This is a genomic window from Microbacterium sp. BH-3-3-3 (assembly GCF_007679045.1).
In the GTDB taxonomy this organism is placed as follows: domain Bacteria; phylum Actinomycetota; class Actinomycetes; order Actinomycetales; family Microbacteriaceae; genus Microbacterium; species Microbacterium algihabitans.
On record NZ_VEFS01000003.1, the window covers coordinates 156,877 to 177,106 of the forward strand.

A 20,230-nucleotide genomic window follows, 5' to 3' on the forward strand; every position below is an offset into this window, starting at 1 on the left:
CCGTTTACAAGCTCCGTGAGGATTTTCGGGAAGTGGCCGATCGGCCCTTGCCAGCTTAGGCGGGCAGGAGGCCGATGGCGACATCGGTCGGGCGCACCGGTGCGGGCAGCACCGTTTCGCCCATGAGGAACGTGTCGACCTCCGCGGCCGCGGCGCGACCCTCGGCGATGGCCCACACGATGAGGGACTGACCGCGACCCGCGTCGCCGGCCACGAACACGCCGGGCGTCGTGGTGGCGTACGTCGCGTCGCGCTCGAGGTTGCCGCGGTTCGTGAACTGCGTGCCGAGCTGCTGCTCGAGCGCCTCGCGCTCGGGGCCGGTGAAGCCCATGGCGATCAGCACGAGGTCGGCGGGGATCTCGCGCTCGGTGCCGCTCTTGGGCACGCGACGACCGTCGAGGTACTCGGTCTCGGCGACGCGCAGCGCGCGCACCTCGCCCGCGGCGTTGCCGAGGAACTCCACGGTGGAGGCGAGGAACGTGCGCTCCCCGCCCTCTTCGTGAGCGGATGCCATCTCGAACAGGTTCGGCATCATCGGCCACGGCTGCTCGGCCGGGCGCTCCGACGGGGGCTGCTTGCCGATCGCGAGGTTGGTCACGCTCAGCGCGCCCTGACGGTGCGCGGTGCCGATGCAGTCGGCGCCGGTGTCGCCACCGCCGATGACCACGACGTGCTTGCCCTCGGCGGTGATCTGGTGCGGCACCTGGTCGCCCGCGACGGCCTTGTTGCCCTCGATGAGGTACTCCATCGCGTAGTGCACGCCGTCGAGGTCGCGGCCCGGGATCGCGAGGTCGCGCGGCACCGTGGAGCCGGTGGCCACCACGACCGCGTCGTAGCGCGCCCGCAGGTCGCTCCACGAGATGTCCTTGCCGATCTCGACGCCCGCGCGGAAACGCGTGCCCTCGGCCTGCATCTGGCGCAGGCGCAGCTCGAGGTGGCGCTTCTCCATCTTGAAGTCGGGGATGCCGTAGCGCAGCAGACCACCGATCCGGTCGTCGCGCTCGAACACCGCGACCGTGTGCCCGGCGCGCGTGAGCTGCTGGGCGGCGGCGAGTCCGGCGGGGCCGGAGCCGACGACGGCGACCGTCTTGCCGGTCAGGCGCTCGGGCGGCTCGGGCTCGACCCAGCCGTTGCCGAACGCCTCGTCGATGATCGAGACCTCGACCTGCTTGATCGTGACGGCCGGCTGGTTGATGCCGAGCACGCACGAGCTCTCGCAGGGCGCGGGGCACAGGCGACCGGTGAATTCCGGGAAGTTGTTGGTCGCGTGAAGGCGCTCGATGGCCGCACGGCCCTCGCCGCGCCACGTGAGGTCGTTCCACTCGGGGATCAGGTTCCCGAGCGGGCAGCCCTTGTGGCAGAACGGGATGCCGCAGTCCATGCAGCGACCGGCCTGGCGCTTGATGACGGCCGAATCACCCGGCTCGTACACCTCTTTCCAGTCCATGATGCGGACCGGAACGGGACGACGCTTCGGAAGCTCGCGCTCCGTGGTCTTGAGAAAACCTTTCGGGTCAGCCACCCGTCACCTCCAGAATGCGCTTCCAGACGACGTCGCCGTCGGGGTCGAGCCCCTCCGACACCGCCTCCTGGCGGGTCTGCAGCACGGCGGCGTAGTCGCGTGGCAGCACCCGGACGAAGTTGTCCACCTCGGTTTCGAACTCGTCGAGCAGACGACGGGCGAGGGTGGAATCGGTCTCCGCGACGTGCTTTTCGAGCAGGTCGCGCAGGATCTCGGCATCCCCCGCTCCGAGGGAACCGAGTTCGAGTTCACCGGATGCCATGGCCTCGCGGTTCACGAGGTCGCGGTCGAGCTTGTAGACGTAGGCCTGGCCGCCCGACATGCCGGCGCCGAGGTTGCGGCCCGTGGCGCCGAGGATCACGGCGAGACCACCGGTCATGTACTCGAGCGCGTGGTCGCCCACGCCCTCGACGACCGCGGTCGCACCCGAGTTGCGCACGAGGAAGCGCTCGCCTACGACGCCGTTGAGGAACATCTGCCCCTGCGTGGCGCCGTAGCCGATGACGTTTCCGGCGATGACGTTCTCGGACGCGGCGAAGGTCGAACCGCGCGGCGGGCGCACGACGATCGTGCCGCCCGACAGGCCCTTGCCGACGTAGTCGTTCGAGTCGCCCTCGAGGCGCAGCGTGATGCCGGCGGGCATGAACGCACCGAACGACTGTCCGGCCGAGCCGGTCAGGCGCACGTCGATCGAGTTCTCGGGCAGGCCGTGCTCGCCCCGCGCCTTGGTGACGTGGTGGCCGAGCATGGTCCCCACCGCGCGGGCCGTGTTGCGGATCGGCAGGTCGATCGTGAGCTGACCGCCGTGCGCGATGACGTCCTGTGCGCGCTCGATGAGCTGCACGTCGAAGTGCTCCTCGAGCTCGTGGTCCTGGTTGCGCGCGTGGCGGCGGGGCTCGTCGTCGGCGAAGCGGGGGCCTTCGAGGATCGGCGCGAGGTTGAGGCCGCGCGCCTTCCAGTGCTGGATCGCCTCGTTGGCATCCAGGAGCTCCGAACGACCCACGATCTCGTCGATCGAGCGGTAGCCGAGGGCGGCGAGGTACTCGCGCACCTCCTGGGCGATGAACTCCATGAAGTTGACGACGTACTCGGCCTTGCCGGTGAAGCGCTCGCGCAGCACGGGGTTCTGCGTCGCGACGCCCACGGGGCAGGTGTCGAGGTGGCACACGCGCATCATGATGCAGCCCGAGACCACCAGCGGAGCGGTGGCGAAGCCGAACTCCTCGGCACCGAGCAGGGCCCCGATGATGACGTCGCGACCGGTCTTCATCTGACCGTCGACCTGCACGACGACGCGGTCGCGCATGCCGTTGAGCATGAGCGTCTGCTGCGTCTCGGCCAGGCCCAGCTCCCAGGGGGTGCCGGCGTGCTTGAGCGAGTTCATGGGGCTCGCGCCCGTGCCGCCGTCCTGACCGGAAACCAGGATGACGTCGCTCAGCGCCTTCGCGACACCCGCCGCGACCGCACCGATACCCGACTGGCTGACCAGCTTGGTGTGGATGCGGGCCGAGGGGTTGGCGCGCTTGAGGTCGAAGATGAGCTGCTTGAGGTCTTCGATCGAGTAGATGTCGTGGTGCGGCGGGGGCGAGATGAGCCCGACGCCCGCGGTCGCGTGGCGCGTGCGCGCCACCCACGGGTACACCTTGGTTGGCGGCAGCTGACCGCCCTCGCCGGGCTTGGCGCCCTGCGCGAGCTTGATCTGGATGTCGTCGGCCTTCGTCAGGTAGAGGCTCGTCACCCCGAAGCGACCGGATGCCACCTGCTTGATGGCACTGCGACGCTCGGGGTCGAGCAGACGGTCGACGTCTTCTCCGCCCTCACCGGTGTTCGACTTGCCGCCGATGCGGTTCATCGCGACGGCGAGCACCTCGTGCGCCTCTTTCGAGATCGAGCCGTAGCTCATCGCGCCGGTGGAGAAACGCTTGACGATCGCCGAGACGGGCTCGACCTCGTCGATCGGCACGGCCGGCCGCAGGCCCGTGCGCAGGCCGAACAGACCGCGCAGGGTCTTCAGCTCGTGCGCCTGGTCGTCGATCAGGTGCGTGTACTCGCGGAAGATGTCGTACCGGCGCTCGCGCGTGGCGTGCTGCAGACGGAAGACCGTGTCGGGGTTGAACAGGTGCGGGGCCCCGTCACGGCGCCACTGGTACTCGCCACCGGTCCACAGGCGCTCGTGCGCACGGGCCGCCGCGTCCTGCGGGTAGGCGTATTCGTGGCGCGCGGCGTTCTCGGCCGCGATGACGTCGAGTCCCACGCCGCCGAGCTTGGTCTCGGTGCCGGTGAAGTACGCGTCGATGAAGTCGCGCGACAGTCCCACGGCCTCGAACACCTGGGCGCCGGCGTACGACGACACGGTCGAGATGCCCATCTTCGACATGATCTTCAGCACGCCCTTGCCGAGCGCGTAGATCAGGTTCTTGACCGCCTTCTCGGGCGTGACGTTGGTGATGAAGCCCGCTCGCACCAGGTACTCGACGGTCTCCATCGCCAGGTACGGGTTGACCGCCGAGGCGCCGTAGCCGATGAGGGTCGCCACGTGGTGCACCTCGCGAACGTCGCCGGCTTCGACCACGAGACCGACCTTCATGCGGGTCTCTTTGCGGATGAGGTGGTGGTGCACGGCCGCGAGCATGAGCAGCGACGGGATCGGCGCGAGGTCTTTGTTGGAGTCGCGGTCGCTGAGCACGATGAACTCGGCGCCGTCTTCGATGGCCTGGTCGACCTCGGTGCACATCTGCGTGAGGCGCTTCTGCAGACCCTTGTGTCCGGCCTCGACGCGGTAGAGACCGCGGATCGTCACCGACGACCGGCCCGGCAGGGCGGTGTCGATGTGCTGGATCTTCGCGAGCTCGTCATTGTCGATGACGGGGAAGTCGAGGGTCACCGTGCGCGTGTGGTCGGGACCCCAGGCCAGCAGGTTGCGCTCGGGACCGAGACCGAGCGAGAGGGACGTGACGACCTCTTCGCGGATCGAGTCGAGCGGCGGGTTGGTGACCTGCGCGAACTGCTGCGAGAAGTAGTCGAACAGCAGACGAGGGCGGTCGCTGAGCACGGCGACGGGTGCGTCGCTGCCCATGGCGCCGAGCGGCTCGGTGCCGCCCTGACCCATGGGGGTCAGCAGCATGCGCACCTCTTCTTCGGTATAGCCGAAAGTGCGCTGGCGGCGCGTGATCGAGGCGATGGGGTGCACGATGTGCTCGCGCTCGGGCAGCTCGCTGAGCTTGACGCGGCCCTTGCTGACCCACTCGCCCCACGGCTGCGAGGCGGCGAGGTCGGCCTTGATCTCCTCGTCTTCGACGATGCGGCGCTGGGCCGTGTCGACGAGGAACATGCGGCCCGGCTGCAGGCGGCCGCGGCGCTTGATGCGCTCGGGCGCGAAGTCGAGCACACCGGTCTCGGAGCCGATGACCACGAGGCCGTCGGTCGTCTCGGTCCAGCGGCCCGGGCGCAGTCCGTTGCGGTCGAGGGTGGCGCCCACGAGCGTGCCGTCGGTGAAGATCAGCGCGGCGGGGCCGTCCCACGGCTCCATCTGCATGGAGTGGTAGTCGTAGAAGGCGCGCAGGTCGAGGTCGATCGTGGCCTGCTTCTCGTAGGCCTCGGGCACCATCATCATCACCGCGTGCGGCAGGCTGCGACCCGTCAAGGTCAGCAGCTCGAGCACCTCGTCGAACGACGCCGAGTCGCTCGCGCCCTCGGTGCAGATGGGCAGCAGGGGGCGAACGTCGCCGATGAGCTCGGACTCGAGCTGCGACTGACGCGCGCGCATCCAGTTGCGGTTTCCCTTGACGGTGTTGATCTCGCCGTTGTGCGCGAGCATGCGCAGCGGCTGCGCGAGCGGCCACGACGGGAACGTGTTCGTGGAGTATCGCGAGTGCACGACCGCGAGCTCCGAGGCGAAGCGCTCGTCGGAGAGGTCGGGGTAGAACGGCTCGAGCTGGAGCGTGGTGACCATACCCTTGTAGCCGAGCGTGCGGCTCGACAGCGACACGAAGTACGCCTGGAGCTCGTGACGCGCGCGCTTGCGCAGGCGGTAGACGCGGCGGTCGAGCGCGATGCCCGACAGCGCCGGCTCGTCGCCCGTGGCCGGGCGCGAGACGAACAGCTGCTCGAACGCGGGACGCGCCTCGAAGGCGAGCTTGCCGAGGTTCTCGGTCTCGACGGGCACCTCGCGCCAGCCGAGCACCTCGAGGTTCTCGTGGCGCGCGAGCTCTTCGATGCCCGACTTCATGGCCTGACGCTCGTCGTGGCCGAGCGGCAGGAAGATCATGCCCGCGGCGTACTCCCCCACCGGCGGCAGGTCGAAGTCGACGACCTCGCGCAGGAACGCGTCGGGCATCTGGGTCAGAATGCCGGCGCCGTCGCCCGTGCCCGCGTCGGAGCCGATGGCGCCACGGTGCTCGAGGTTGCGCAGCGCCGTCAGCGCCAGGTCGATGATGTCGTGACCGGCTTCGCCGCGGAGAGTGGCGACCATGGCGAGGCCACAGGCGTCTTTCTCGAACGACGGGTCGTACATTCCCTGTCGGGCGGGGAACGTGCCTCCGACGGTGTCGGAGCGCAGGCTGGAAGCCATATCAACCGTCCTCACGTTGATGCTTCGAATGGGACGACGTCGGCCCAGAGTGTTAGTTCGTGGCGGGGCTGCTTGTGGCGCTGGTGCCGACGGTGTCGCTCGTCGCGGGCGGCTCGCTCACGTCGACGAAGTCAGAGGGGTCGCCTGAGTCTACAGCCCCCGGAGCCTTCGACTCGCGCCCGGGCGCGTAGGGCGAGGGCTCGAGACCGAGGTGGCGACGCGACTGCACGATGAAGATCACGATGCCGAGGATCACGCCGAAGATCGCGGCCCACACGTTCGTGCGCAGCCCCAGGATGATGTCGCTCGGGTCGACGCGGATCGACTCCCACACGATGCGTCCGGCGGAGTACCAGACCAGGTAGATCGCGAACTGCTTGCCCCACTGCAGGGTGAAGCGTTTGCCGACGTAGAGGATGACCGCGGCGCCCAGCAGGTTCCAGATGACCTCGTAGGCGAAGGTGGGGTGGAACAGGGTGCCGGCGGGCAGGCCGACCGGGATGGCCGGGTTGCCGGAGTCGATCTGCAGACCCCAGGGCAGGTCGGTGGGCTGGCCGAAGAGCTCCTGGTTGAACCAGTTGCCGAAGCGACCCATGGCCTGGGCGATGATGAGGCCCGGCGCGAGCGCGTCGGCGAAGGTCCAGAAGCGGATGCCGGTCCACTTGCACCCGAGGAAGGCGCCGATCGCGCCGCCGATGAGGGCGCCGTAAATGGCGATGCCGCCCTCCCAGATGGCCCACACCGATCCGGGCTGCGTGATGTTCCACGGGTTGGAGCCGGGGCCGAAGTAGAAGCCCGCGTGCGTGGCCACGTGGTAGATGCGCGCCGCGACGATGGCGAGGGGCACCGCCAGCAGGCAGATGTCGATGACGACCCACTTCTCGGCCCCGCGACGCGTCAGACGCGCGTTCGTGAGGAACACCGCGACGATGATGCCCGCGACGATGCACAGGGCATAGAAGTGGATGCGGAGCGGACCGAGATCGACGTAGGAGATCGTCGGGCTCGGGATGCTGGCGAGCACGCCGGAGGCGGCGCTCGAGAGGGCGAACGTCATGCAGACGAGTCTAGGCGCGCTTCGAAGCGCCCGCGGACAGCTCCTTCGCGAGCGAGGAGAGCCCCTCGACGCCGCCGTCGCGGAGCGCTTTGACCAGCGCGGTTCCGACGATCGCGCCGTCGGCGTACTCGACGACACCCGCGACCTGCTCGGCGTTCGAGATGCCGATCCCGACGCATGCGTGGGCGGCACCGAACGAGCGCAGGCGCTCGACGAGGTTCCGCGCGGCGGCGTCGAGCGAGGTGCGCTCCCCCGTGATGCCCATGGTCGACACGGTGTAGACGAAGCCGGTGGAGGCCTCGACGATCATCTTCAAACGCTCGTCCGACGAGGTGGGGGCGGCGAGGAACACGCGGTCGAGGCCGGCGCGCTTGCTCGTCTCGATCCACTGCGATGCGGCATCCGGGGTCACATCGGGCGTGATGAGGCCCGCACCGCCCGCGGCGACGAGCTCGTCGGCGTAGCGGTCGACGCCGTACTGCTCGACGAGGTTCCAGTAGGTCATCACGAGGACCGGCACGTCGGTGCGCGCGGTGACCTCGCGGATGATCGTGAACAGGTCGCGCATGCGGAACCCGTTCGCGAGCGCCGTCTGCGTGGCCTCCTGGATGACCAGGCCGTCCATCACCGGGTCGCTGTAGGGCGGGCCGAGCTCGATGACGTCGGCGCCGGCCTCGGCCAGCGCGACGGCCGCCTCGACGCTGGTCGCGACGTCGGGGAAGCCCGCGGGCAGGTAGCCGACGAAGGCACCACGGCCCTCGGCGTGGGCGGCGTCGATGGCCGCCGAGACGCGAGAGGTCACAGCTCGACTCCCGCGCCGCTGGCGGCGTCCGGGGCCGGGGTCACGTCGACGGGCGAGCCGGGGGCGGATGCCACCGTCTCCGCAGCACGCGTCTGCGCGGCGCCCTCGGGACCCTCGGGCGCGTGCTGGGCGTCGTACAGGTCGAAGTAGCGCGCCGCGGTGTCCATGTCTTTGTCGCCGCGACCCGAGAGGTTGATGGCGATCACGGCATCCGGACCCAACTCGCGACCGATGCGCAGGGCTCCGGCGAGGGCGTGGGCCGACTCGATGGCCGGGATGATGCCCTCGGTGCGCGAGAGCAGGCGCAGGGCCTGCATGGCCTCGTCGTCGGTGGCGGGGATGTACTGGGCGCGGCCGATGTCGGCGAGCCACGCGTGCTCGGGACCGACGCCCGGGTAGTCGAGTCCGGCCGAGATGGAGTGCGACTCGGTGGTCTGGCCGTCTTCGTCCTGCAGCACGTAGGTGCGCGCACCGTGCAGGACGCCGGGGCGACCCCGCTCGATCGAGGCCGCGTGCTTGGGGGTGTCGACGCCGTCGCCCGCCGCCTCGACGCCGTAGAGGGCCACGCCCTCGTCGTCGAGGAACGCGTCGAACATGCCGATCGCGTTCGATCCGCCGCCGACGCACGCGAACACGGCGTCGGGGAGGCGGCCGAGGCGCTCGAGGAACTCCGCGCGGGTCTCTTCGCCGATGATCTTCTGGAAGTCGCGCACCATCGCCGGGAAGGGGTGCGGGCCCGCGGCGGTGCCGAAGATGTAGTTGGTCGTCTCGACCGAGGCGACCCAGTCGCGGTAGGCCTCGTTGATCGCGTCTTTCAGCGTGCGCGAGCCCGTCGTGACGGGGATGACCTCGGCGCCGAGAAGGCGCATGCGGGCCACATTGAGCGCCTGGCGCTCGGTGTCGACCTCGCCCATGTAGACGACGCACTCGAGGCCGAACAGGGCCGCGGCGGTCGCGGTGGCGACGCCGTGCTGGCCGGCTCCGGTCTCGGCGATCACGCGCGTCTTGCCGAGGCGCTTGGTCAGCAGCGCCTGGCCCAGCACGTTGTTGATCTTGTGCGAGCCGGTGTGGTTGAGGTCTTCGCGCTTGAGGAAGACGCGCGCGCCTCCCGCGTGCGCGGCGAAGCGCGGCACCTCGGTGAGCACCGAGGGGCGACCCGCGTAGTCGTGCAGCAGAGCCCGCAGCTCGGTGTGGAACTCCGGGTCGGCCATCGCCGACTCGTAGACCTCGGTGAGCTCGTCGATCGCCGCGATGAGCGATTCGGGCATGTAGCGCCCGCCGAAGTCGCCGAAGAACGGCCCCTTCTGGTCGCGCAGCTTCTGGTCGGGCACGGTGGTCATCAGGACTCCTGGAGGAACGCGCGGAGCGTGGCGACGGGGTCGCCGGTGACGAGGGCCTCGCCCACGAGCACGACGTCGGCACCCGCCGCGCGGTAGTGCGCCACGTCGGCGGGGGCGAGGACGGCCGATTCGGCGATCTTCACGGCATCCGCGGGGAAACGCTCGACCAGCGAACCGAACAGGTCGCGGTCGAGCTCGAAGGTCGACAGGTTGCGCGCGTTGACGCCGATGAGCTTCGCGCCCAGCTGCGACGCGCGCTCGAGCTCATCGGCCGAGTGCGTCTCGACGAGGGCGGTCATGCCCAGGTCGGTGACGAGGCCGTAAAGCTCTGCGAGGGTCTTGTCGTCGAGGGCCGCGACGATGAGCAGTACCAGGTCGGCGCCCGACGCGCGGGCCTCGAGCACCTGGTACGGCGTCGCGATGAAGTCCTTGCGCAGCACGGGAACGCTGACGGCGGCACGAACGGCCTCGAGGTCGGCCAGGCTGCCCTTGAACTTGCGCGCCTCGGTGAGCACCGAGATCGCCGAGGCCCCGCCCTCTTCGTACAGGCGCGCCTGACGAGCGGGGTCGGGGATCGAGGCGAGGTCGCCGCGCGAGGGGCTCGCGCGCTTGACCTCGGCGATGATCTTCACGCGGTCGGCGGGGGCGAGCATCGCGAGGGCATCGCGAGCCGGGGTCTGCGCGAGGGCGTCGCGCTCGACCTCCGCGAGCGGACGCGCCTGGGCGCGCTGCTCGGCGTCTTCCACCGCTCCGGCCGTGAGATCGGCCAGCACGATCAGTGGGCCTTCGGGTTGGACTTCGCGCCGTTCGCGCCGTAACCGGCCTTGGTCATGACGAAGCCGACGATCGCGCCGACCACGAGCAGACCCACGGACGCCCACACCATGACCGGCATGTCGAACCAGAAGAACAGCGTGCCGAGCGTGATCGCGACCAGCATGATGATCACGGTCGTCCAGGCGGCGGGCGAGTGTCCGTGGCCGGGATCGCCGATGGGGTTGCTCATGGGGCTCCTTACAGTCGCGCGCAGCGCGGGGGAAAGCGTGCGTCCAGTCTACCGAAACGGTGGTGCCGTCCCCGCGCCGACGTCTCGATGTCGCGAGGATCGCTCAGGCGGTGGGGTCGTCGCCGCGCGAGAGGTCGTCCCACGAGTCGATCGCGTCGTGCGGACGACCGGTGCCGGTCACCGCGGCCTCCTCGGCCGTGCGGTACTTGCGGCTCGCGCCCGAGGCCCAGCGTCGCGCCGTGACGAGGGTGAAGACGGATGCCGCGAGCAGCACGACCTGCGCGACGAAGGTCACGGCCGGCCACGGCGTGAGCGAGAGGTCTTGGACCAGCGCTCCCACGGCATCCGTGCCCGAGATCCCCGTCGCATCGGTGACGGTCGCCGCGGTCGCCGACACGGGGGTGGCGAACAGCAGCTGCGCGGTGCCGAACCCGACGAGGGCGGCGATGAGCACGCCGAGCGCGCCGAAGACGTACCGCATTACGGGGCCGACGATCGAGAGGGCGGCGCCCAGGGCGAGGGCGGCGAGGCTCAGCGGGGTGAGCACGGGCAGGGCCTCGGCGCCGGGCACCGCGAGCGTCTGCTGCGATCCGTCGTCGAGGGTGACGTCGATCCAGGTCTGCGTCGACGCGATCACCCCGATCGCGCCGGTCAGGAGCATCGCGAGCACCGCCGTGGAGCGGGCGCGACGCATCAGCGCTCCCCCACGACCGGGTGCAGGTCGTCGGAGTCGAAGCAGGTGTGGTCGCCGGTGTGGCACGCGGCGCCGATCTGGTCGACCTCGATCAGCAGGGTGTCGCCGTCGCAGTCCAGGCGCGCGCCCTTGACCAGCTGGATGTGGCCCGAGGTGTCGCCCTTGCGCCAGTACTCCTGCCGCGACCGCGACCAGAACGTCACGCGACCGGTGGTGAGCGTGCGGTTCAGGGCCTCGGCATCCATCCACCCCACCATCAGCACCTCGCGCGAGTCGAACTGCTGGATCACCGCGGCCACGAGACCGTCGGCGTCGTACTTCACACGGTCGACGCTCATCGGCGCACCTCGATCCCCTCGGCGGCCATGGCGTCTTTGACCTGTCCCACGGTGAGCTGGCCGGAGTGGAACACGGATGCCGCGAGCACGGCGTCGGCGCCGGCCTGCACGGCCGGGGCGAAGTGCTCGAGCGCGCCCGCCCCGCCCGAGGCGATGACGGGGACCGCGGCGACCTGGCGCATGAGGCGCACGAGCTCGAGGTCGAAGCCCTGCTTGGTGCCGTCGGCGTCGATCGAATTGACGAGCAGTTCGCCGGCTCCGCGCTCGACCGCCTCGCGCGCCCACTCGAGGGCGTCGAGCGTGGTCTCGGTGCGGCCGCCGTGGGTGGTCACGACGAAGCCCGAGGGGGTGGATGCCGCCCGCTTGACGTCGAGCGAGAGCACGATCACCTGCGCGCCGAAGCGGTCGGCGATCTCGTCGATCAGGGCCGGTCGCGCGATCGCGGCCGAGTTGACGCCGATCTTGTCGGCGCCGACCGCGAGCAGGCGGGCGACGTCGTCGCTCGAGCGCACTCCCCCGCCGACGGTGAGCGGGATGAAGACCTGTTCGGCCGTGCGGCGAACGACGTCGTAGGTCGTCGAGCGCTCGTCGACCGTGGCGGTCACGTCGAGGAAGGTGACCTCGTCGGCGCCCTGCTCGAAGTACAGCTTCGCGAGCTCGACGGGGTCGCCCATGTCGCGCAGGTCGAGGAAGTTGACGCCCTTGACGACGCGGCCCGCGGCGACGTCGAGGCAGGGGATGACGCGACGCGCGAGGGTCATCAGAGCCTCGCGGCGAGGATCTCGGTGACGAGGATCGCGCGCGCGCCGATCGCGTAGAGGGCGTCCATGACCTGGTTGACGTCGCGGCGCGGGCTCATGACCCGCACGGCCACCCACTCGGGGTCGCGCAGCGGCGAGATCGTGGGCGACTCCAGGCCCGGGGCCACGGCGACGGCCTGCTCGATCAGGTGAGCGGGCAGGTCGTAATCGATCAGCACGTAGGTGCGGGCGGCGAGCACGCCGCGCAGGCGGCGCAGCAGAGTGTCGGTGCCCTCGGCCTCCTGGGGACCGGCGATCAGCACGGCGTCGGACTCGAGCAGCACCGGCCCGAAGATCTCGAGACCGGCCTGGCGCAACGTGGTTCCGGTCGAGACGACGTCGGCCACGGCATCCGCCACCCCGAGCTGCACGGCCGATTCGACCGCCCCGTCGAGCGGGACGATGTCGACGGCGATGCCGCGCTCGTCGAGGAATGCGTCGACCAGACCCGGGTAGGCCGTGGCGACGCGCAGACCCTCGAGGTCGGCGATGTCGGTGAAGCGACCGGGGCGACCGGCGAAGCGGAACGTCGAACCGGCGAAGCCGAGCGACTCCACCTCGCGCGCGCCGGGCATGCGGGCGTCGAGCAGCAGGTCACGACCGGTGATGCCGACGTCGAGCGCACCCGAGCCGACGTAGGTCGCGATGTCACGCGGACGGAGGTAGAAGAACTCGACCTCGTTCACGGGGTCGACGGTGTACAGGTCTTTCGAGTCGCGACGTCCGGTGTAACCGGCCTCCGAGAGCATCTCGGCGGCGGTCTCGGCGAGCGACCCCTTGTTCGGCACGGCGATTCGCAGCATGACGGGGGCTTTCGTGTTGTGTGAGCTGGAGGGGGAAGAGCGCGGCTCAGAGATGTCGGTAGACGTCTTGAAGCGACAGGCCCTTCGCGAGCATGAGCGTCTGCAGATGGTAGAGCAGCTGCGAGATCTCTTCGGCGGCGGCCTCGTCGGTCTCGTACTCGGCGGCCATCCACACCTCGGCGGCCTCTTCGACGATCTTCTTGCCGATGGCGTGCACGCCGGCATCCAGCTGAGCGACGGTGCCGGAGCCGGCGGGTCGCTCGACGGCCTTGGCGCTGAGTTCCGCGAACAGGTCGTCGAAAGTTTTCACGGTTCCAGGGTATCGGGTCGGCGGGGGTGGGGCTGTCCGCGGCGTGTGCGCGCGGGGCGGGGAGCAATCCCCGAGCGTGGAGTTCGCCGGCCGGGCTCAGTGGCGGTGGTGGGCGGCCGAGGCGCGCAGCGACTGGATCGCGCGGTCGGGGTCGTCGGCGCCGAACACCGCGGAGCCCGCGACGAACGTGTCGGCCCCGGCCTCCGCGGCCTGGGCGATCGTGGATTCGCCGATGCCGCCGTCGACCTGCAGCCAGACGCTGGCCCCGCGGCGCTTCGCCTCGTCGGCGAGGGAGCGCAGCTTCGGCATGGTCTCGGGCATGAACGACTGCCCCCCGAAGCCGGGCTCGACGGTCATCACGAGGATCTGGTCGAACTCGTTGAGCGAGTCGAAGAGGTTCTCGACCGGGGTTCCGGGCTTGACGGCCACTCCGGCCCGCGCGCCCATCGAGCGCAGCTGCCGGGCGAGCGCGACGGGAGACGCCGCGGCCTCGAGATGGAAGGTCACGGATGCCGCACCCAGCTCGGCGTACGCCGGAGCCCAGCGGTCGGGGTCGTCGATCATCAGGTGCACGTCGAGCGGCACGGGGCTGGTCTCCTGGATGCGGCCCACCATCTGCGGCCCGAACGTGAGGTTCGGAACGAAGTGGTTGTCCATCACGTCGACGTGCACGAAGTCGGCTCCCGCGATGCGCGCGAGCTCGGCCTCCATGTTCACGAAGTCGGCGGCGAGGATGCTCGGGTTGATGCGCGGGGCGTCGGTAGGCACCCGACCATTATGGGCGCCGGTGCGGATCGCGTGAGTCGCCAGAGTTCGTCGCTTCACGGACTACGGAAGCGACAGGTCTTGGCGACTCACGCGGGGGCTCGCGTGGGACGGACGCGGTTCAGCGCTTGCGCAGCAGCGCGATCGACATCGCGTCGGTGCCGTGCCGGTGCGGCCACAGCTGCGCCCGCAGCGACCCGTCGGCCTGGTCGGGCAGGTCGATCTCGGCCTCGGCGATCTCGCGCACCACCGCGCGCGCGTCGAGCTCTTCGACCGCGTCGCCGAGCGCGCGCTTCACCTCGGCGAGCACGCCCGAGGTCTCGGCCAGGTGCGGCGAGCACGTGACGTAGGCCACGACTCCCCCGGGTTTCAGGGCCTCGAAGGCGGCGAGCACGAGTTCCTGCTGCAGTGCGGTGAGGTCGGGCACGTCGGCCGGCGTCTTGCGCCAGCGCGCCTCGGGCCGGCGTCGCAGAGCCCCGATGCCGGTGCACGGGGCGTCGACGAGGACGCGGTCGTACTCCCCCGGCATCCGCGCCGCGCGCTCGCGCCCGTCCTCTTCGCTCACCTCGACGTCGAGGGGCACGGATGCCACGGCCTGGCGCACCAGCCCCGCTCGCGCCGGGGCGATCTCGTTGGCGTCGAGCGTCGCCCCGTGGGCGAGGGCTTCGGCGGCGAGCAACGCGGTCTTGCCGCCGGGCCCGGCGCACAGGTCGAGCCAGCGCTCGCCCTCGCGCACGGGAAGGGCACGGCTGAGGGCGAGGGCGGCGAGCTGCGACCCTTCGTCCTGCACGCGGATCGTGCCGCCCGACGAGCGGATCAGCCCCTCGGGGTCTCCCCCACGGGTGGTGAACGCGGTCGGGGCGTACCTCGTGGGGGTCGCGTCATCCGGCACCTCCGCGAGGCCGGGCAGGGCGATCATCGCCACGCGCGGCGCGACGTTGTCGGCCTCGAGCAGTCCGTCGAGCTCGTCGGCGCGCCCCTCGGCGGTGAGGGCGCGGCGCAGCGCCCGCACGATCCACACCGGGTGCGAGGTCGTCAGGCCGAGGCGCTCGTCGTCGCTGCGCGCGGCCGCCGAGATGGTCTGCATCCACTGCCCCGGATTGTCGCGCGACACCCGGCGCAGCACCGCGTTGGCGAAGCCGGCGGCTCCGCGGCCCCCGCCGTGCCGACGTGCGAGCTCGACCGATTCGTTCACCGCGGCGTGCGAGGCGACGCGGGTCGACAGCAGCTGATGCACGCCCAGGCGGAGGGCGTCGAGCACGGCCGGGTCGATCCGATCGACCGTGCGGTCGGCGGCGGAGGCGATGATCGCGTCGTACGTGCCCCGTCGGCGCAGGGTGCCGTAGGTCAGCTCGGTCGCGAGACCTGCGTCTTTGGCATCCAGCTTCTGACGGGTGATCGCGTGCGGCAGCAGCAGGTTGGCGTACGCCTCGTCTCCCGAGACGGCGCGCAGCACCTCGTAGGCCACGGCACGGGCTCCCTGCACGTTCATGCGCCGAGCTCCGGCTCGTCGGTGCGGAGGCCGCGGAACCAATCGCTCGCGTTCATCGCTCCCTTTCCTGCGGGTTGCACGGTGTCGAGGCGCAACGGTGTGGTCCCCGTGCCGACGACGACGTCTTTTCCGGATGCCGCGACCCGGCCCGGCGGCAACGGGGGCGCATCGGCGGGGGCGGCGCGCAGCACCTTGAAGCGCGCTCCGTCGAGGGTGGTGTGGGCCCCGGGTTCGGGCGTGACTCCGGCGATCTGGTGCAGGAGGCTCTCGGCATCCCGGGTGAGATCGAGGGCGCCGTCGTCGAGGGTGAGCTTGGGCGCGAGGGTCGGCTCGCCCTGCTGCGCCGTCGCGGTCGCCGAGCCGTCGGCGATGCCGTCGACCACGCGGGCCAGCAGCGGAGCCCCGATCTCGGCGAGGTCGTCGAGGACCGTGGCCGAGGTCGCCCCGGTCGGCACCTCGTAGCGCTCCTCGGCGAACACGTCGCCCGCGTCGAGCGCGGCGACGAGCTGGAAGACGCTCGCGCCCGTGACCGCATCGCCCGCCATGAGCGCGCGCTGCACGGGGGCGGCGCCGCGCCAGCGCGGGAGCAGCGAGAAGTGCAGGTTGATCCAGCCGTGCGCGGGCGTCGACAGCAGCGGTTCGCGCACGAGTCCGCCGTAGGCCACGATCACCCCGAGCTCGGGCTCGAACTCCGCGATGCGGGCGGTGACGTCGGCGTCGAGGCGGTCGGCCTTGATGATCGGCAGACCGAGGTCTTCGGCGGCCTGCGCGACCGGCGACGGGGTGAGCACGCGCTTGCGGCCGAGGGGCGCGTCGTCGCGCGTGACGACCGCGACGATCTCGTGCGGCCCCGACGCGAGGGCGCGCAGGGAGGGGACGGCGACGGCGGGTGTGCCGGCGAAGACGAGGCGCATGGGTCTCCTCAGAGTCTCGGGGTCGTGACGGGTGCGTGACCCGCTCAGAGGTCGGGCTCGGGGATGTCGAGGCGGACTCTGAGCGTACTGCGCGGCTTGGGGCCGCGATCTTTGCGCGATTTGCGCGCGCGCAGGGCGTCGGCGATCACCCCGGCGCGCAGGGCCTCGGCGACGGCGCGGCCGTGGGCGTAGTCGAAGCGCACCAGTGCGCGGGAGGTCGCGACGTCGGGCGTCTCCGACGTGTCGACCGGGCCGAGGATCGCGAGCGGGTCGAGGTCGGGCACGCTCTCGCGCAGTGATTCGAGCAGCACGTCGACGCTCCGGGCGTGTCCGTCGACGCTCGCGACGCGCACGGCGGGCGGCATCCGCAGGGGAAGGCGCTCGATGAGTTCTCCGCGCGCGTACGCCGGATGGGTCCAGGTCGCGAGCGCCCGGGCGACCGGTCCCGCGACGCCGACCAGGTGCACGGGGGCGCCGGGGGCGGCCAGGGCGGCGGCGTTCGACCACCAGCGCAGGCAGTGCTCGGCGATGCGCAGGGCTTCGTTCTGCAGCATCCGGTCGCCGTCGAGCAGGATCACGGCTTTGTAGCCGCCCCGCGCGAGCGGCTCGGCCCCGCGCGTGGCGATCACGAGGGCGGGAGTGGCGTCGACCTCGGCGACGGGATGGGCGCCGTCGGCGACGATCACCCGCGTGTTCGGGAAGGCGCGGCCGAGCTCGTCGGCGGTGCGCTCGCTGCCCGAGGAGGCCATGCGCAGCTTGGTCGAGCCGCAGTGCCCGCAGGCCCACGCGTGGGCGCTCCGCCCGCACCACGCGCACACGGGCACGGCACCCGGTCGGGCGGCGCGCAGCGGGCCGGCGCAGTGCTGGCAGCGCGCCGGGCGTCGGCAATCGGCGCAGATGAGCGACGGGGCGTAACCGGGGCGGGCGACCTGCACGAGCACGGGGCCGTGCTGAAGAGCCTCGCGCGCCGCCGCGAACGCCGACGACGGAACGCGCGACTGCCGCTGCTCGCCCTCGCGCGTGGCGCTGAGGACGACCCGCGGGCTCTGGCGACGCGCCTGCGGAACCTCGCGCACGTAGCCGACCTCGACGAGGCGCTGCACGTCAGTGGTGCGGGTGTGGCCGGCGAACAGCAGCGCCGATCCCTCGAGCTCCTGCCGCACGAGGGCGGCGTCGCGGGCGTGCACGCCGGGCGACAGGGGCTCGGCGAGCAGGGTGTCGCCGTCGTCCCAAATCGCGACGAGGCCGGTGTCGTGCGCGGGGGCGTAGACGGCCGAGCGGCGGCCCACGACGATGCAGGGCACCGGCACGAGGGCGCGCAGGTACTGGGCGTAGCGCGCGGGACCGGACTGGTCGGAGTCGTCGCGCACCACGGCATCCGGAGTCACGAGCTCGGCCAGAGCAGCCAGCACCTGCGCCTGATCGCGATAGTCGGGCACGACGAGCACGGCGCTGCGCCCCCGCGCGAGCGTGTGCACGGCGGCCGCGGCGAGCAGGTCGGCCCACGCGCCGCGCGGGAGTTCCGGATGCGGATGCGGCGGGGCGTCGACGGCGAGTCGCTCCCCCGCGTCGAGGGCGTCGGCGAGCCCCGGGTAGGGCTGCAGCAGGGCCGTGGCGCGCTCTCGGGCCGCGGGCACCACCTCGGGCGTCTTGGGAGCCGGGGCTGCCGCCCACGCCTTCTCGGCGCGGACCATGCGCTTGGGCACCGCCAAGCGCAGCACGTCGCTCACCGAGCCCGCCGCGCGGTCGGCGACCCGTCGGGCCAGCGTGTACAGCCGCTCGGGCAGCACCGGCATGGGCGAGACGACCGCCTCGACCGCCGACAGGGGTCGCTCGGTGCCGTCGTCGGCGACCACCTCGATGACGAAGGCGTCCATCATGCGACCGGCCGAGCGCAACGGCACCTTCACCCGCACGCCCGGAGCGATATCGGCGACGAGCGGGTGCGGAACGGCGTAGTCGAACAGTCGGTCGAGCTGGGGCACGGGCGACTCGAGCTGCACGCGCGCGACGCGCCGCTCACTCACGAGATCGGTCCCCGGGGGCTGCGTCGATCATCGAGCCGGGGCGCACTCCCCCACGCACTCTCAGAGTCCGGCGGCGGTGCGGAGCTCGTCGACGCGGTCGGTGCGCTCCCACGTGAAGTCGGGCAGTTCGCGGCCGAAGTGGCCGTAGGTCGCCGTCTTCGCGTAGATCGGGCGCAGCAGGTCGAGCTGCTCGACGATCGCGGCCGGGCGCAGGTCGAACACGTCGCGGATCGCCTTCACGATCACGTCGTCGGCCACGTGCGCCGTGCCGAACGACTCGACGTACAGGCCCACGGGGTTGGCCTTGCCGATCGCGTAGGCGATCTGCACCTCGAGGCGGTCGGCGAGACCCGCGGCGACGGCGTTCTTCGCGACCCAGCGCATGGCGTAGGCGGCCGAGCGGTCGACTTTGGACGGGTCTTTGCCGCTGAACGCACCGCCGCCGTGACGCGAGGCGCCGCCGTAGGTGTCGATGATGATCTTGCGGCCGGTCAGGCCCGCATCGCCCTTCGGTCCGCCGATGACGAAGGGACCTGCCGGGTTGATGTAGTACTTCACGTCGGGCAGGGCGAGACCGGTCTCGGCGAGCACCGGGTCGATGACCGCGGCCTGCACCTCGGCGCGCAGGTCTTCCTGCGAGATGTCGGGGTGGTGCTGCGTCGACAGCACGACCGAGTCGACCGTGCGCGGCACGTGCCCGTCGTAGCCGAGCGTGACCTGGGTCTTGCCGTCGGGACGCAGGAACGGCAGCGAGCCGTCTTTGCGCACGGATGCCAGGCGCTCGGCGATGCGGTGAGCGGTCCAGGCGGCCATGGGCATGAGCTGCGGCGTCTCGTTGGTCGCGAAACCGAACATGATGCCCTGGTCGCCCGCACCCTGCAGGTCGCGGGGATCGACGGAGCCGCGCTCGCGCTGCTCGAACGCCTTGTTGACGCCCGCGGCGATGTCGGACGACTGCGCACCGATCGACACGCTCACGCCGCACGACTCGCCGTCGAAGCCGGTGTCGCTCGAGGTGTAGCCGATGCGGTTGACCACGTTGCGCACGATGGCGGGGATCTCGACGTAGGCGCTCGTGGAGACCTCGCCGGCCACGTGCACGAGCCCCGTGGTGACGAGCGTCTCGACGGCCACGCGACCGGTGGGGTCGTCGGTGAGGATCGCGTCGAGGATGCTGTCGGAGATCTGGTCGCAGATCTTGTCGGGGTGTCCTTCGGTGACGGACTCGGACGTGAACAGGCGCAGGTCGGTCAAGACGACTCCGAAAAAGTTGAGGGCTGGGGACGGGCACAAGTATGCCCCGGGCGGCGGTGGGCCGCCCGGGGCATCGTCACATCTGTGAACAGATCACGAAATGCGTCGGCTGTGGATCACTCCGCAGCGCGCAGGCGCAGCTTGTCTTCGTGGATCTCGTGCAGCGCGATCGTGAGGGGCTTGTCTTCGACGGTGGAGTCGACCAGCGGTCCCACGTTGTCGAAGAGGTTTCCCTCGTGCAGGTCGGAGTAGTAGTCGTTGATCTGGCGCGCGCGCTTGGACGCGTAGATCACGAGCTGGTACTTCGAGTCGACCTTGTCGAGCAGAGCGTCGATGGGCGGGTCGATGATGCCCTTGTCACGTCCGGCCATGGGGAACCTCCTGGTTCGGCGGGATGGGGTGGATGCGGCGCTCGAGCGCCGAAGCATCCTCTTATTCTAGCCGACGCCGGCGCGGGCTGTGCCGAGGGGCGTCGGGTGGGTCGGGCGGAGCGGGTTCGGGGCGGATTCCGCACCTCGGGGCGAAAAATTCCCGCC

Annotated in this window: 18 protein-coding genes; all 18 read right to left on the reverse strand. The window is 71.0% G+C overall.

Annotated elements, in window-relative coordinates; translation table 11 throughout:
• Positions 1-55: 55 nt before the first annotated feature.
• The 18 genes from FS769_RS11090 to rpoZ all read right to left on the reverse strand — a co-directional run bounded on the left by FS769_RS11090 (position 56) and on the right by rpoZ (position 20,065).
• Complete coding sequence (locus FS769_RS11090) at positions 56-1,522, reverse strand: glutamate synthase subunit beta (protein ID WP_144833397.1); 1,467 nt, start codon at positions 1,520-1,522, stop codon at positions 56-58.
• Positions 1,515-6,092, reverse strand: coding sequence for a glutamate synthase large subunit (gene gltB / locus FS769_RS11095; RefSeq protein WP_144833399.1), 4,578 nt, complete (start codon positions 6,090-6,092; stop codon positions 1,515-1,517). Before gltB ends, FS769_RS11090 begins: the two co-directional genes overlap by 8 nt.
• 52 nt (positions 6,093-6,144) lie before the next feature.
• The gene (lgt, locus tag FS769_RS11100; RefSeq protein WP_144833402.1) at positions 6,145-7,149 is read right to left on the reverse strand and encodes a prolipoprotein diacylglyceryl transferase; all 1,005 of its coding nucleotides are present in this window, start codon (positions 7,147-7,149) and stop codon (positions 6,145-6,147) included.
• A gap of 10 nt (positions 7,150-7,159) precedes the next feature.
• Entirely contained in the window at positions 7,160-7,951 is a 792-nt protein-coding gene (gene trpA, locus FS769_RS11105; protein ID WP_144833404.1) for a tryptophan synthase subunit alpha, read from the reverse strand.
• Positions 7,948-9,291, reverse strand: coding sequence for a tryptophan synthase subunit beta (trpB, locus tag FS769_RS11110; protein WP_144833406.1), 1,344 nt, complete (start codon positions 9,289-9,291; stop codon positions 7,948-7,950). The genes trpA and trpB overlap by 4 nt, the downstream gene beginning before the upstream one ends.
• Entirely contained in the window at positions 9,291-10,064 is a 774-nt protein-coding gene (gene trpC, locus FS769_RS11115) for an indole-3-glycerol phosphate synthase TrpC (protein WP_144833408.1), read from the reverse strand. Before trpC ends, trpB begins: the two co-directional genes overlap by 1 nt.
• 2 nt (positions 10,065-10,066) lie before the next feature.
• Positions 10,067-10,297 carry a DUF6704 family protein gene (locus tag FS769_RS11120; protein WP_144833410.1) on the reverse strand — a complete coding sequence of 77 codons (231 nt, stop codon included), beginning with the start codon at positions 10,295-10,297 and terminating at the stop codon, positions 10,067-10,069.
• Positions 10,298-10,400: 103 nt separating this feature from the next.
• Positions 10,401-10,991: a Trp biosynthesis-associated membrane protein gene (locus FS769_RS11125; RefSeq protein ID WP_144833411.1), complete on the reverse strand. Its 591-nt coding sequence runs from the start codon at positions 10,989-10,991 to the stop codon at positions 10,401-10,403.
• Positions 10,991-11,329: a phosphoribosyl-AMP cyclohydrolase gene (gene hisI, locus FS769_RS11130; protein ID WP_144833413.1), complete on the reverse strand. Its 339-nt coding sequence runs from the start codon at positions 11,327-11,329 to the stop codon at positions 10,991-10,993. The genes FS769_RS11125 and hisI overlap by 1 nt, the downstream gene beginning before the upstream one ends.
• Positions 11,326-12,090: an imidazole glycerol phosphate synthase subunit HisF gene (gene hisF, locus FS769_RS11135; RefSeq protein ID WP_056231813.1), complete on the reverse strand. Its 765-nt coding sequence runs from the start codon at positions 12,088-12,090 to the stop codon at positions 11,326-11,328. Before hisF ends, hisI begins: the two co-directional genes overlap by 4 nt.
• Positions 12,090-12,932 (reverse strand): ATP phosphoribosyltransferase, encoded by an 843-nt coding sequence (gene hisG, locus FS769_RS11140; protein WP_144833415.1) that lies wholly within the window; start codon positions 12,930-12,932, stop codon positions 12,090-12,092. Before hisG ends, hisF begins: the two co-directional genes overlap by 1 nt.
• Positions 12,933-12,978: 46 nt before the next feature.
• Entirely contained in the window at positions 12,979-13,242 is a 264-nt protein-coding gene (locus FS769_RS11145; RefSeq protein WP_144833417.1) for a phosphoribosyl-ATP diphosphatase, read from the reverse strand.
• 96 nt (positions 13,243-13,338) lie between these two features.
• Positions 13,339-14,010, reverse strand: coding sequence for a ribulose-phosphate 3-epimerase (gene rpe, locus FS769_RS11150; RefSeq protein ID WP_144833419.1), 672 nt, complete (start codon positions 14,008-14,010; stop codon positions 13,339-13,341).
• A 118-nt stretch (positions 14,011-14,128) separates the two neighbouring features.
• Positions 14,129-15,499: an RsmB/NOP family class I SAM-dependent RNA methyltransferase gene (locus tag FS769_RS11155; RefSeq protein WP_186325522.1), complete on the reverse strand. Its 1,371-nt coding sequence runs from the start codon at positions 15,497-15,499 to the stop codon at positions 14,129-14,131.
• A complete protein-coding gene (gene fmt / locus FS769_RS11160) occupies positions 15,496-16,413 on the reverse strand; it encodes a methionyl-tRNA formyltransferase (RefSeq protein WP_144833421.1) in 918 nt (305 codons plus the stop codon). The genes FS769_RS11155 and fmt overlap by 4 nt, the downstream gene beginning before the upstream one ends.
• Positions 16,414-16,457: 44 nt before the next feature.
• Positions 16,458-18,440, reverse strand: a complete 1,983-nt coding sequence (locus FS769_RS11165; RefSeq protein ID WP_144833423.1) for a primosomal protein N' — start codon at positions 18,438-18,440, stop codon at positions 16,458-16,460.
• Positions 18,441-18,500: 60 nt separating this feature from the next.
• Positions 18,501-19,694, reverse strand: a complete 1,194-nt coding sequence (metK, locus tag FS769_RS11170) for a methionine adenosyltransferase (protein ID WP_144833425.1) — start codon at positions 19,692-19,694, stop codon at positions 18,501-18,503.
• Between the two features lie 116 nt (positions 19,695-19,810).
• Positions 19,811-20,065: a DNA-directed RNA polymerase subunit omega gene (rpoZ, locus tag FS769_RS11175; protein WP_055837405.1), complete on the reverse strand. Its 255-nt coding sequence runs from the start codon at positions 20,063-20,065 to the stop codon at positions 19,811-19,813.
• Positions 20,066-20,230 lie beyond the last annotated feature (165 nt).